Below are 12,971 nucleotides of genomic sequence, written 5' to 3'. Positions count from 1 at the left end.
CAGGGAGAGGATAAGGTGCTGTGTCTGGAATTTACTATCCCGCCGCTGCCGCAGTTCGTTACCGTGGGATTTGCCGTATGGTCTCCGGGAGACCGGCATTTCGCCCGTACGTTTGGTGTATACGATCTGCTGGTGGTAAAGCGGGGAACGCTCTATATGGCAGAACAAGACAGGGAATATGCAATTGGTCCGGGAAAGATGCTTGTGCTGGAAGCGGGACTGCCGCATGAGGGTTACCGCGGCTGTGAGGAGGATACGGAGATTTACTGGGTGCATTTCATTCATGAGAGCAAGCCGGCGTATATCCGGCAAGAGGAGATTCCCTGGTCTTCGCTGCTGGCCAGAGGAACGGTAGAGGACGAAGAGCCCTCTGCCCAGCAGCGGCTGTACCTTCCGAAATTTGCATCTGTTGATCTGGAGGTGCTGGAGCCGATTCTGCATGAAATGAACGAAATCCACAGCCGGCTGAACGCCGGGAACGCCCTCCGGCTTCATGTTCAGCTGGCGGCATTCATGGCAGCGCTGCAGGATGAATGCGCGAGGACTGCGCTGCCCGAGCCGGCAGTCCGGCTCGCCAGGGCGGCAGCGGCCTATCTCGATGAGCACTGGAAAGAGCCGTTTCATCTGGCGGGACTTCAGGAGGAGCTGCATTTCCAGGCGGATTATATTACAAGGTGCATGAAGCAGCATATCGGCACAACGCCGCTGCAGTACGTGCTGCACCTGCGTCTGGAAGAAGTCAAAAAGCTGCTGGGAGGTACCGTGCTGGGCATTCCCGATATTGCAGAGCGGGCCGGAATCCGCGATCCCAATTACATGACGCGTCTGTTCAAGGCAAGATTCGGCATGACCCCCGGAGCGTACCGGAGGCGGCTGCGCCATAGGGAATAGGCTGCCTCCTCAGCCGGTGTGATGTATTCCGGAAGAGGAAGAGGCAGTCAACTTAAGAATGCAGAATCCGCTCGCGGTATTCGCTCGGCGTGCAGTTGAATACTTTGCGGAACTGGCGTGAGTAATAGTTCTGGTCGTGAAACCCGCTGTCCAGGGCCACCTGGGAAATGGAGAGGCCGGGGCTCCGCAGCAGCGTACAGGAATAGTCCAGCCGCTTGCGGATGACGTAATCCATAGGTGTAGTCTGGTAATTGCGGGTGAAGACCCTCAGGAACTGGCGGGTCGACATATAGGCCATATCCGCCATTGATTGCAGGGTGATCGGCTGCAGAAAATGCTCCTCGATATAGGTGACCGTCTCGCCAATCCGCAGTGCCTTATTGTCTTCAAGTCCGCTGCTGTTCTGATAATACCGTGAGAGCAGGCCGACCAGGGCGGTAAAATAAGTGCGGATCATCAGCCGGTATCCCTCAGGCTGCCGGTCATGCTCTCCGAGAATGACATCAAGCAGCCGCGTAGCCTCCCGGAGCTGTCCGGCATCCAGGGTGAGCATGCCTTTGAAGTACATCTCTTTACGGTAAAAGGGTTCGATGTAAAACAAGGCCTGAAATCCGGGCAGCAGCCTGAGCTCAGACTGCTGCAGCAGCTGTTCGGGCTGGAACATCACATTCACATATTCGATCCCGTCGACATTTTTGTATCCGTGGGAAACATCCCGATGAATCAGAAAAACCTGTCCGGCGGAAACCGGATATTCCCTCCCCTCAATGATATGCACGGCGTTACCCGACAGAATAACGACCAGCTCCGAGAAGTCATGGCTGTGGACATAGTAATCATGGGTCAGCGGACATTTCTGGATTCTGAAGGTAAATCCGGGCTCCAGTCCGATGTCCCGCGCGAATAGTTTGGTAGTCATGGCAATATTATGCTAAAAGTGGTCGGGATCGTCAAGGCGGGAGCACCCTGTCTGCGTTACCCTTAGAGTGCGGAGGTTCTGCCTGGCTTAGGCTAAGCGGGCAGCCTGCACGATAGTCAGGAGGGAAAAAGCATGCAGAAATTATCAAAAGATATGAAGATGAAGAAGATAACACAAGATTCGGCGGATTCCCGCATCCTGTTTCTCGGAGACAGTATTACGGCTGACGGCCTGTACATCCGGCTGGCGGAGGAATGGCTGAGAAAGCACCGTCCGGATTCGGCAGTGAAGCTGCTCGCACGCGGTGTACCCAGTGAGACCGCCTCGGGGCTCAGCGAAGCTGAGCATCCCTTTCCCCGGCCCTGCATTCACGAAAGGCTGGCCGGGGAACTGGCAAAAGCTGCTCCGGATACAGTTATAGCATGCTACGGTATGAATGACGGAATTTATCATCCGTTTAGTGAGGCGCGTTTTGCAGCCTATCAGCACGGGATGCGGCAGCTGTCCGCACAGATTTCTGAAGCCGGGGCCAAAGTCATTCTGATGACACCGCCGCCCTTCGATGCCCTATCGGTGAAGGGGCCGCTGCAGCCGGAGGATGCGGCAGGTTTCAGCTATCTGGCGCCTTACAAAGAGTACGACAAGGTACTGGAGCACTATGCAGACTGGCTGCTGTCCGGGGGCTGTCCTGCGGGTGGCGTGATTGACATGCGTACACCGCTGGTCAGACACATCCGGCAAGTGCGGTCGGCTGACAGCTCGTACAGCTATGGGGACGGCATTCATCCGGATGCATCCGGTCACCGGGTAATGGCACGGGTGCTGCTGCAGGAGCTGTTCCAGGCAGGACCGGATGTGCTGGCAGATGCAGAGGACCCGGGAGATGCTGCCTGCCAAAAGGCGGATTGACAAGCAAAATCGCCGGGGATTATGATAAGTTCACCCTAAAAGCAGGGAGAGAGAACCCATGAATATACTGCAGACGATCCGTTCGCGCAAATATCTGCAGCGGATTTTGCTCAGCTTTATGCTTGTTGTTGCTACACTGGCTGTCGCTTCGCTGCTTCTGAATGCCAGCGCCCGCGGCAAGGTGCTCAGCCTGCAGAACGAAGCCGACGTCAAGCTGCTGACCCAAATCAACTACAATATAGAGAACATGAACGGCATCGTGAAGGATTTGGCAGTATCCCTGTACAATGACGAAGAACTGATTGCCCTGAAATCCGGTGCCGATTACCGGCAGAGCATTCTGAAGATCGAACGGCTGAACCATACGGTGGCAGCTTCCCCGTACCTGCATGCGGCCGTCTTTTACAACGGAGCCCAGCACCGGTTCTTCTCGTCGCTCAATCATGAAATTAACAACAGCCTCCTGTACAGCGCCTTGGAGGATTACATGGCAACCCGTTCGGATTTGCCGCGGCTGCAGCTGATCCCTCTGGATCTTGACGGAAAAGACGAAAGCATTGACGTATTTGCTTTTTTCATTTATGACGGAGAGGCCCTTGGTTCCATCAATGAGAATGTGCTGATTCTGACGGTAAAGCCGGGCTGGATGCTGGATAATATGAAAGCGCTTAACCAAGTGGCTGAGCGGGAGAATGATGTGCTCTTTGTCACCGACAGTGAAGGGGAGGTACTGATTTCAACCGACGGTATGCTTCCGGAAGGGCTTAACATCCGGGCGGATTTGCTGCCGCGGATCGGTGCCTCCGGTCAGGCGCTGGATTCTTTTAATTACACGCATGGCGACAGGAAGTATAAAGTCACTTATCTGAGCAAGGCGCTGAACAACTGGCAGATCATCAGCATGCAGGATTACAATGATGTGCTGGGCAGTGTCCGGCAGATGCGGTGGACAGAAGTGGCGGTAACACTGTCCGTGGTTCTGCTCGCCGTTATGCTGTCTGTACTCTTTGCGCTGCGGCTCTATAAGCCGGTCGGCCAGCTGCTGACGCTGGTACCGCAGGAGGGCCGCAGCCTTCCGCAGGGGAAGGATGAGCTGTCACTGATCGCGGCCAATGTAACCGAGATGATCGGCAAGCTGAAGGGGCTGGAGCAGGAACGGGCCTCGCAGTCGAATATCGCCAAGGTCTACCAGCTGCGGAGCCTGATCGGGGCAAGCCAAAGCGTTGACGAACAGGCGCTGCTGCAGATCAGGCAGCAGTACGGGATAGACATCGCTTATCCGTCGCCGCTCCGGCTAGCCCTGGTGCAGATCGATGATCTGCAGGGCCTTGCCGCAGGACAGGGACTGCAGATGGAATCTCTGCTGTACTTTGCCATTGCCAATATCGGCCAGGAGCTGCTGCGGCCTGCCGGCTCCTGTGAAGCTGCGGATATGAAAAGCGGGCATCTGGTCTTTCTTGTCGGCAGCGGAACTGCCGGAACAGGGGCACTTGCCAAGCTGGATGAGCGCTTCAGGGAGCTTCAGCAGACTATTTTTGCTTATTATCACATTACCTTTACGGTTACGCTGAGCGAAGTGTTTGAGAATTACCGCAGCATTACGCAGCATTACAACCTGGCGGTGCGCCATTCCAATTACCGGATGATCTTCGGCAAGGGAGCGGTGCTTGAACCCGAGCGGATCCGCGGGAATGAACGGAATGACTCGCTGCGGATTCCGCTGGAGCTGGAGCGGCAGCTGACGGAAGGGCTGAAGGGCGGCGATCTGGCAGAGACGGAGCTGGCGATCACCAGATGGAGAACACTGCTCGGCGGTTTCAGCTACGAGAATATGTTCTCGGCAGTGCTGCATCTGGCGGTGACCCTGAGCAACACGCTGGGCGAGATGAATAATCACAATATTAATCCCGTGTCCGTCAATCTGCAGGCCGTCAACAGGCGGATTCTGGAGAAGGAAACCCTGGATGAGATTGAGGCCGAACTGCTGGAAGTGGTGCGCGAGGTGGCTGAGCAGCGCCGGAACGGGCGCGAGGACAAGAACAGGCTGCTGGCTGAAACGGTAAAAGAAATCATCGACAAGCATTACGCCGATCCGGATCTCAATGTGCAGCGGATCGCCGACATGCTGAAGATGAGCTCCGTCTATCTGGGGCAGGTGTTCAAGGCACAGGAAGGGGTAACCGTGGTTGATCAGATCAATGCCGCACGCCTGGCGTATGCCAGGGAGTACCTGGAGCAGAAGGACCTGACAGTAACTGAAATCATGGAAAGGGTGGGGTTCGGCAACGAAAGCTATTTTTACCGCCTGTTCAAACGCCGTTATGGAACAACACCGAAGGAGTACCGGCTGAAATCGGCCATTGACCGCAGCAAATAAGGCGAATACATCATACTTGTGCCAGGCCCGCTAATGAATTTAATTCATTTGGCGGGTCTTTTTTTAAATATAAGAAATTATATGTTTCACAAAAGTACGGCAAGCCGTTTCCACTTGAGCACCGCCCCGCCCGAACAGGAATCCGGGAACTATACAGCCCCGTTGTACAGCAATCCTGCGATTGTACAGTACCGCTACAGCCTTATTCCACGCTATTCTTAGGCCATGCAAAGCCTGAACACAGGCAGCCGCTAACGAAGGAAAGGAAGGGGCTTTGGTTATGATGAAGAACGCTTCACTCACGCGGCAAGAGGCACATGCGGGTGCGCCGCCGGGAAAACGCAGAAAGACCTGGATCGGAAAAGAGCTGCATCATTTCAAAAACAACCGGGAGCTGTTCCTGCTCTCGCTGCCGGGGATATTGTACAAATTGATTTTTGCCTATATTCCAATGATCGGCCTGATTATCGCCTTCAAAAATTACCGTTATGATCTTGGCATCTTCGGCAGCGAGTGGGTAGGGCTGGATAACTTCCGCTATTTGTTTACCACCGACACGGCATGGCGGATTACCCGCAATACGGTTCTATATAACACCGCTTACATTCTGGTGGGTACATCTGCGGCTCTGCTGCTGGCGATTCTGCTGAACGAAATCAAGGCCAAGTGGAGCAAGTTCTATCAGACTGCGCTGTTCCTGCCCCATTTTCTCTCCTGGGTGCTGGTGGGGTATGTGGCGTACGCTTTCCTGAACCATTCCGACGGCTTCATCAACCGCACGCTGGAATCGTTCGGCCTTGATCCGGTGAGCTGGTACCAGAATGCCGGACCGTGGCCCGTCATCCTTATCCTGGTTCAATTATGGAAAGTCGTGGGCTTCAACACGCTGATTTATTTTGCCGGCATTATCGGAATCAACAGCGAGTATTACGAAGCCGCGCGGATCGACGGGGCAACCAAGGTGCAGATGGCGTTCAAAATAACTATTCCGCTTATGGCACCGATCATCATCATCATGCTGATTCTGTCCATCGGCAACATGTTCCGCGGTGACTTCGGCCTGCATTATTTTATTCCGAACAACTCCGGTTTTCTCTACGGCTCCACAGATATCATTGATACTTATGTATACCGTGCACTGCGTGAAGTCGGCAATGTGAGCATGTCTGCGGCTACAGGCTTTTACCAGTCGGTTGTCGGTCTGGTGCTGGTGCTGACGGCCAACGGAATTGTGCGCAAAGTCGATCCGGATAACTCTCTATGGTAAGGAGATGCCAGACAATGGCCCGAAAATTCGAATTTTCCAAATTATTTCTTAACCTGCTGTTTACGGTGCTCTCGCTTGTGGTCATCCTGCCCTTCCTGCTTGTCGTTGCCGTATCGCTTACAGATGAAAAGTCGCTGACCGACAACGGGTACCAGTTTATCCCGGAGTCGTTCAGTCTGGATGCCTACCGCTATCTGCTGGATGCTCCCGATATTCTGTTCCGCGCTTATGGCGTCACGATTACCGTGACCGTAATCGGCGCGCTGCTTGGACTGCTGCTGACCGCGATGACCGCGTACGTCATATCCCGGCAGGATTACCGTTATAACCGGGTGACCACTTTTTATGTATTTTTTACGATGCTGTTCAGCGGAGGACTCGTTCCCTCCTACATTCTCATTACGCAGTACCTGCATCTGAAGGACAGTCTGTGGGCGCTTATTCTGCCGATTCTGCTGTCGCCGTTCAACATCATGGTCATGAAGGGGTTCATGTCGAAGATCCCTCTCGAAATTATTGAATCAGCCAAAATCGACGGGGCGCGGGAGTTCCGCATTTTCTTCCGGATTATACTCCCTTTGTCCACTCCGGCGCTGGCTACACTGGGCCTCTTGATCTCCTTCACGTACTGGAACGAATGGTTCAACGCGATGCTCTATATTGATGATCCGAACAAAGTGCCGCTGCAGCTGCTGCTCGTGCGGACGCTCAACAGCATTGAGTTTCTCACCACGAATTCGGAATTTACAGGCCAGCTCGGGATCGATTTGTCCAGCTTTCCCAACAGTTCGGCGCGGATGGCCATTGCCGTGCTGGCGGGCGGTCCGATGCTTGTGATCTTCCCGTTTTTTCAGCGGTTTTTTGTCAAAGGGCTTACGGTTGGCTCCCTAAAGGGTTAACATACAATCATGTACAAAGTACAGGAGGTCACTCACATGAAAAAAAGGCTGTTTGGAGTTCTGGCATCCGTATTGCTCACAGCATCTGTGCTGTCCGGCTGCGGAGGCAACGGCAATGGTAACGGGGGGAATGCAAACGGGGCAAGCGGCGGTGAAAGCACCGGGACACCGGCTGCACAAAGCGCAGCACCGGATTCGGGAACTGCCGGGGAGCTGAAGCCGGTCGAGCTGACATGGTATTATCCGCTGTCACAGCTGCAGCCCGATCAGCAGAAGGTACAGGATGAAGTCAACAAGATCGTCAAGGAGAAGATCAACGCTACAGTCAAGCTGATGCCGGTGGCCATCGGGGATTATGTGCAAAAGATGAACACGGTGCTTGCGGCAGGCGAGAAGTTCGACATTCTCTGGACCGGATACATGCTGAAGCCGGAGGAGCTGGTGCGCAAAGGCGCCATTCAGCCGATGGATGCGCTGCTGGATGAATATGCGCCGGAGCTGAAGGCTGATGTGCCGCAGGTTATGTGGGACGGACTTTCGGTAGACGGGGAAATTTACGGTATTCCGAACCAGCAGATTAACGGCTCCCGATACGGGTTCATCATCCAGAAGCGTTTTGCCGACAAGTACAATCTTGACACCGCTTCCATCAAAAAGATTGCCGACATCGAGCCGTTCCTGGCCCAGATTAAGCAAAATGAACCGGATATCATTCCATTCGGAACCTTCGGTAACTCCTTTATCAATCCGCAGTCGCATGATGACCAGTACTGGGTAGTGCCGGGCCTCGATGACCACTTCTATATTAAAACGGATGATCCAACGTATACGCTGCACCGCTACCCGGAAGAAGAACTCGACAATTTCCGTCTGGCCAGCAAGTGGTATAAAGAAGGCTATATTTATAAAGATGCCGCTACTGAAAAAATGAACGATTACCTGGCTAAAGGCCAGATCGCAGTGGATTTCAACGTCACGCTGAAGCCGGGGGTGGAAGCGGAGGTTCTGGCTAAGAACGGCGGCAATGAAGTCATCACGGTTCCGCTCAGCGACTGGTTCTCGAACGGCTACTCGGCAACGACCAACCAGTCGATCAGCCGCACGGCCCCTAATCCGGAACGGGCGATGATGCTGCTGAATCTGATTAACACCGACAAAGAACTGTACAATCTGATCTGCAACGGCATTGAAGGGGTTCACTATGAAAAGACAACGGGCGATTACATCAAGGCCCTGCCGGATTCCCGTTATCTGCCGAATATGGACTGGGTTTTTGGCAGCGTATTCAACTCATACCTGAAAGAAGGTCAGCCTGAAAACGTCTGGGAAGAGACCAAAAAGATCAACTCCGATTCCGAGGTTAATCCTGTCGGTGCCTTCAAATTCAATTCGGAGCCGGTCAATACCGAGATCGCCAACCTGAACGCCGTGTGGGGTGAATATAAGCGCGGGCTTGTCACCGGCACTTTGGATTTTGAAGAAACCTGGCCTGTACTGTACGGCAAGCTGAAGGAAGCGGGCGAAGAGAAGTATGTAGCTGAGGTGACGAAGCAATTCGAAGCATTTCTTAAGGAAAAAGGGCTGAAGAAGTAAGCAGTAAGCTGCCAGAGTAGATAACTATAGCACCGGAGGAAACAGGAGGAACCTGCTGCTCAGGGACGGCTTTGCCATAGCTTAGGTTTTGGCCGGGCCGTCTTTATTTTAAAATATAAGAATTTATATGTTTCACATGATAACTTATCCTTATATTTCTCGCTGAAACGATACCGTCCTTTAAAAGGACGGAAAAGCCGTTTCCACTTGATGCGAAAGGAAGAGGAGCTTTGGTGAAAAAAAGGTTGTTTGCAGCGCTGATGGCTGGTCTGCTGGTCCTGACGATTCCCGTTCCGCCCGTTGCATCTTCAGACCCTGCTGAGGAGAAGGGGTCTGGAAAAACGTTTTACGTATCTGTTAATGGAAGCGATTCCAATAGCGGAAAAAAGAATGCCCCCTTTCTGACACTGGAGAGAGCGCGGGACGCTATCCGTACATTGAAAGCCGGAAAAGGGCTGCCGAAGGGCGGCGTCACCGTGTATTTACGCGAAGGACGGTATGAACGGACATCCAGCTTTGAGCTTCGCCAGCAGGACTCCGGCGAAGCCGGCAAGCCGATAACTTACACGGCATATCCCGGGGAGTCCGTGACTTTATCGGGATCGGAGCAGCTCGAGAAATCAGCGTTCGTTCCGGTGACGGACAACGCTGTGCTCGGCCGCATCATCAGTACGGAAGCGAGGAGCCAAGTGTTGGAGGCCGATCTGGCCGCTCTCGGGATTACTGATTACGGCGAGCTCAGCCGGCACGGCTATTATCTGGCTAATGACCTCAGCAAAGTCCCGCCGATGGAGCTGTATGTAGCCGGAGAGGGCATGACGCTGGCCCGCTGGCCGAATGAAGGCACGGTCCAGATGGATGAGATTCTCGACCCGGGCCCGACCCGCAAGGACCCGAACGGGGAGGTGCATACACGCGGCGGCACCTTCACCTATACGTACGACCGTCCGCAATACTGGACGCAGGCCGACGACATTTGGCTCGACGGGATCTTTGGCTACAGCTGGGAGTGGTCGTATAACAAGATCGCTTCCATCGACACCGCCGCCAAAAGTATTACTCTACGCTACGGCGAAATGAGCGGTATCTTCAAGAACTGGTACCCGGACTTCCACTTCGCGCAGAACCTGCTGGAGGAGATCGACATGCCCGGCGAATACTACATTGACCGTGAGGCGGGCAAGCTGTATTTTCTGCCCAATGCCGGATTTGCCGCCTCGGCGGACCCGGGCATTGAAGTCACAATGCTGAAGACGCCGATGATCAACGCGCTGAACGCTTCTTATATCGACTTCTCCGAGCTGGTGCTGGAGAACGGCCGCGACTCGGCGGCGGTGTTCATGGGCGGCAAGCAGATGCGTATTCTGAACAGCGAGATCCGCAATTTCACCAACAGCGGGGTGCTGGTCAACACCCAGAGCCGGTTCTACTACAATAATTTTGAAGGGGCACCGGGGACAGACCATGCTATTCTTAGTACCCACATCCACCATATCGGGGGGACTGCGGTCACGCTGGCCGGAGGCAACAAAACGACGCTTGCGCCGGGGAACAACAGGGTGGAGAATTCGCATATTCACGATTTTGCCTACTATCACAAAGCCTATAATCCCGGGGTATTGCTGTCGGGCGTGGGCAACCGCATGTCGCACAATGAGCTGCATGACGCGCCCCATCCCGGCGTGCTGATCTTCGGCAATGACCATACCGTGGAATATAACGAGATCTATGATGTATGTACGACCTTCTCCGACCTCGGAGCGATCTACATGAACGCGGGGGAGCAGCCCCATGAGCGGGGCACGGTGATCCGGCGCAACTACTTCCATAACATCGGCGAGAGCAAAGCAGGAGTAGAGGGCGTGTATCCCGACAACTTTACGATGGGGCTGACGATCGACGAGAATATTTTCTACAAGATGGGCAATTCGGCTATTAAAAATAACGGCGGTTCTCATATTCTGACCCGCAACAATATCTTCATTGACAGCAAACTTCCGTATGACTATGCGGATATGTTCCTGGGCGATCAGCCGGATGATCAGGTGCCGCTGAACTACATGCCGAAGTGGCAGGCCTTGTTCGCAGCGAATAATAATTTCATCGGAACACCTTACCTGGCCAAGTATCCCGAGCTGGCGGATTTCTTCACGGAGAACCGTTATTATCCTGACACCAACACGTTCCAGGGCAATGTCATCTACAACCCGTCGATTCCGCGCAGTGTAACAACCAATGTGTATGGCGCGTACGACAAGTTCGGGCTGGTCCAGTATGCGAATAACTGGGTGACTGCAGGTGATCCCGGCTTCACCGATCTGGCGGGCGGCGATCTGTCGCTGCGGCCGGATGCGGAGGTATATGATGTGATTCCCGGCTTCCCGGAGATTCCGTTTGCTGAGATCGGCGTCACCGGTAAGGCAGGTACGACAGCCGGTGCGGACAGCTATCCCGTGCAGGGGGTAAGTGTCTATGACAGCGAGATTACTGTAGACCGCTGGAAAACAGTGAAGCTGCGCACGGCGGTCCTCCCCTGGAACGCGGATAATCCAGCCTTGACCTTCACTTCGGCTGATCCGGCTATCGCGGCAGTGGACGGGGCAGGAACCGTAACCGGCCGGGCTGTAGGGACCACGGTGATCACGGTAGCTTCAGTGGAGAATCCGCTGCTGAGTACCACGGTTACAGTTCACGTGGAGGCCGGCGATGGCGTGATGGATTACACAGATTTCGAGTCCGGCGCGAACGGCTGGCTGCAGGATGCAAACCGCAGTATTGAGAAGATTGGCACGAACCGCTGGTACAAGATTCTGAACGGAGCCTCGTCGCTTAGCCCCAAATCCTTCTCGGACTATGAGCTGAGCTTCAAGCTGAAGACCCCGGCGGTGCTGGGCGATAACGCGACTCTGTATATCTTCGACCGTCAGGCAGGAAGCGGCTCTACCCGGATCGGCTATAAGACCCGCGCGGACGGAAGCTCCGCCTGGCTGCTGTACAATTCTGCGTGGACCGTGCTGAAGGAAGTGAAGCTGCCGGGGCATGACCTGCAGCCGGATACGGAATATGCGGTCCGCATGCTGGTGAAGGGCGGCGACATCAGCGTCTACCTGGATGGGGCATTCCGCCTGAAGGGCAATGACCCGGGGCATAATGCGGAAGGGAAGGTCGGCTTCTATGTCAGCAATGTCAGCCAGATGCACTTCGATGACATCCAGTTTAAGGAGCTGACTACTGAGCTGGCCGGGATCATTCCAGTGCAGAGCGATGTGCGGCTTGCTGCAGGGGAACAGCAGCAGCTGCAGCTGGCCTTCGATCCGTCAGATACACCGGATACAGGGGTTACGTGGCAGTCGGCTGACCCGGCGGTGGCAACAGTCGATCAGACCGGAGTGGTCAGCGCTGTGTACGGAGGGGAGACGGTAATCACCGCTGTGTCGGTGGTGAACCCGCAGATCAAAGCCGATATTGCCGTAACGGTCTCCAATATCATGCATGAGACGAACTTCGAGAACGGCGGCAACGGCTGGCCGGTTGACCCGAACCGCAGCATTGCTGCCGATCCGGACGGCAACCGCAGATATAAGCTGCTGAACGGCGCCACCGGACTGCTTGACCGCAGCTTCACATCGTATCAGCTGGATTTCGTGCTGAAGACACCGTCCGTGATGCCGGATAACGGCATCCTGTACATCTTCGACCGCCAGGACAGCGCCGGTTCCACCCGGATCGGCTACCGCACCCGGGCGGATGGAACGTCAGCCTGGATCTTGTATGGCACGGCCTGGCAGAAGCTTACCGAGAACGTTCTGCCGGCCCATGACCTGCAGCCGGATACGGAGTACACGGTAAGAGTCACGGTCAAGGACGGCGATATCGCCGTATCCGTGGACGGCGCACCAAGGCTGGCCGGCAGCGATCCCGGCCACCGGCCGTCAGGCAAGGTGGGATTCTACACCAGCGGCTTCGACTACATGCTGTTCGATGACATCACGTTCTCCGTGATGCCATAAAGTGGGCTAGCGCCTTTCCTGGGGGAGGGCGCTTTTTTTGTTCTTGTTAAGGAGCTCCCGGCGTGCGGCGGCCGTTGGGCAGTGAGCATAGAGGCCGGTTGGCAGG

Annotated in this window: 8 protein-coding genes; 7 read left to right on the top strand and 1 reads right to left on the bottom strand. The window is 54.8% G+C overall.

Annotated features, from left to right (window positions below; translation table 11 throughout):
* Nucleotides 1–15: 15 nt before the first annotated feature.
* The gene (locus tag C2I18_RS05545; protein WP_249900280.1) at nucleotides 16–891 is read left to right on the top strand and encodes an AraC family transcriptional regulator; all 876 of its coding nucleotides are present in this window, start codon (nucleotides 16–18) and stop codon (nucleotides 889–891) included.
* Between the two features lie 52 nt (nucleotides 892–943).
* On the opposite strand, the gene C2I18_RS05540 is transcribed toward C2I18_RS05545, so the two are convergent.
* A complete protein-coding gene (locus C2I18_RS05540; protein ID WP_249900279.1) occupies nucleotides 944–1,810 on the bottom strand; it encodes a helix-turn-helix domain-containing protein in 867 nt (288 codons plus the stop codon).
* 132 nt (nucleotides 1,811–1,942) lie between these two features.
* Between C2I18_RS05540 and C2I18_RS05535 the strand changes: the two genes are divergently transcribed.
* The 6 genes from C2I18_RS05535 to C2I18_RS05510 all read left to right on the top strand — a co-directional run bounded on the left by C2I18_RS05535 (nucleotide 1,943) and on the right by C2I18_RS05510 (nucleotide 12,865).
* The gene (locus C2I18_RS05535) at nucleotides 1,943–2,719 is read left to right on the top strand and encodes an SGNH/GDSL hydrolase family protein (protein ID WP_249900278.1); all 777 of its coding nucleotides are present in this window, start codon (nucleotides 1,943–1,945) and stop codon (nucleotides 2,717–2,719) included.
* A gap of 58 nt (nucleotides 2,720–2,777) precedes the next feature.
* On the top strand, nucleotides 2,778–5,096 hold the full coding sequence (locus C2I18_RS05530; RefSeq protein ID WP_249900277.1) for a helix-turn-helix domain-containing protein: 2,319 nt from the start codon (nucleotides 2,778–2,780) through the stop codon (nucleotides 5,094–5,096).
* Nucleotides 5,097–5,376: 280 nt separating this feature from the next.
* Nucleotides 5,377–6,363 carry an ABC transporter permease gene (locus tag C2I18_RS05525; RefSeq protein WP_481857876.1) on the top strand — a complete coding sequence of 329 codons (987 nt, stop codon included), beginning with the start codon at nucleotides 5,377–5,379 and terminating at the stop codon, nucleotides 6,361–6,363.
* A gap of 14 nt (nucleotides 6,364–6,377) precedes the next feature.
* On the top strand, nucleotides 6,378–7,262 hold the full coding sequence (locus C2I18_RS05520) for a carbohydrate ABC transporter permease (RefSeq protein ID WP_249900276.1): 885 nt from the start codon (nucleotides 6,378–6,380) through the stop codon (nucleotides 7,260–7,262).
* 36 nt (nucleotides 7,263–7,298) lie between these two features.
* Nucleotides 7,299–8,855 carry an ABC transporter substrate-binding protein gene (locus tag C2I18_RS05515; protein ID WP_249900275.1) on the top strand — a complete coding sequence of 519 codons (1,557 nt, stop codon included), beginning with the start codon at nucleotides 7,299–7,301 and terminating at the stop codon, nucleotides 8,853–8,855.
* A gap of 233 nt (nucleotides 8,856–9,088) precedes the next feature.
* Nucleotides 9,089–12,865 carry an Ig-like domain-containing protein gene (locus C2I18_RS05510; protein ID WP_249900274.1) on the top strand — a complete coding sequence of 1,259 codons (3,777 nt, stop codon included), beginning with the start codon at nucleotides 9,089–9,091 and terminating at the stop codon, nucleotides 12,863–12,865.
* Nucleotides 12,866–12,971 lie beyond the last annotated feature (106 nt).

It is taken from the genome of Paenibacillus sp. PK3_47 (assembly GCF_023520895.1).
Taxonomy (GTDB): domain Bacteria; phylum Bacillota; class Bacilli; order Paenibacillales; family Paenibacillaceae; genus Paenibacillus_AQ.
The sequence above is the reverse complement of the archived record's forward strand: the minus strand, read 5'-3'. Positions and strand labels throughout refer to the sequence as shown.

Bases quoted from the DNA above. Each gene is read 5' to 3' on its own strand.
- C2I18_RS05540 (WP_249900279.1), bottom strand. From the start codon at position 1,810: ATGACTACCAAACTATTCGCGCGGGACATCGGACTGGAGCCCGGATTT.
- C2I18_RS05535 (WP_249900278.1), top strand. From the start codon at position 1,943: ATGCAGAAATTATCAAAAGATATGAAGATGAAGAAGATAACACAAGAT.
- C2I18_RS05530 (WP_249900277.1), top strand. From the start codon at position 2,778: ATGAATATACTGCAGACGATCCGTTCGCGCAAATATCTGCAGCGGATT.
- C2I18_RS05525 (WP_481857876.1), top strand. From the start codon at position 5,377: ATGATGAAGAACGCTTCACTCACGCGGCAAGAGGCACATGCGGGTGCG.
- C2I18_RS05520 (WP_249900276.1), top strand. From the start codon at position 6,378: ATGGCCCGAAAATTCGAATTTTCCAAATTATTTCTTAACCTGCTGTTT.
- C2I18_RS05515 (WP_249900275.1), top strand. From the start codon at position 7,299: ATGAAAAAAAGGCTGTTTGGAGTTCTGGCATCCGTATTGCTCACAGCA.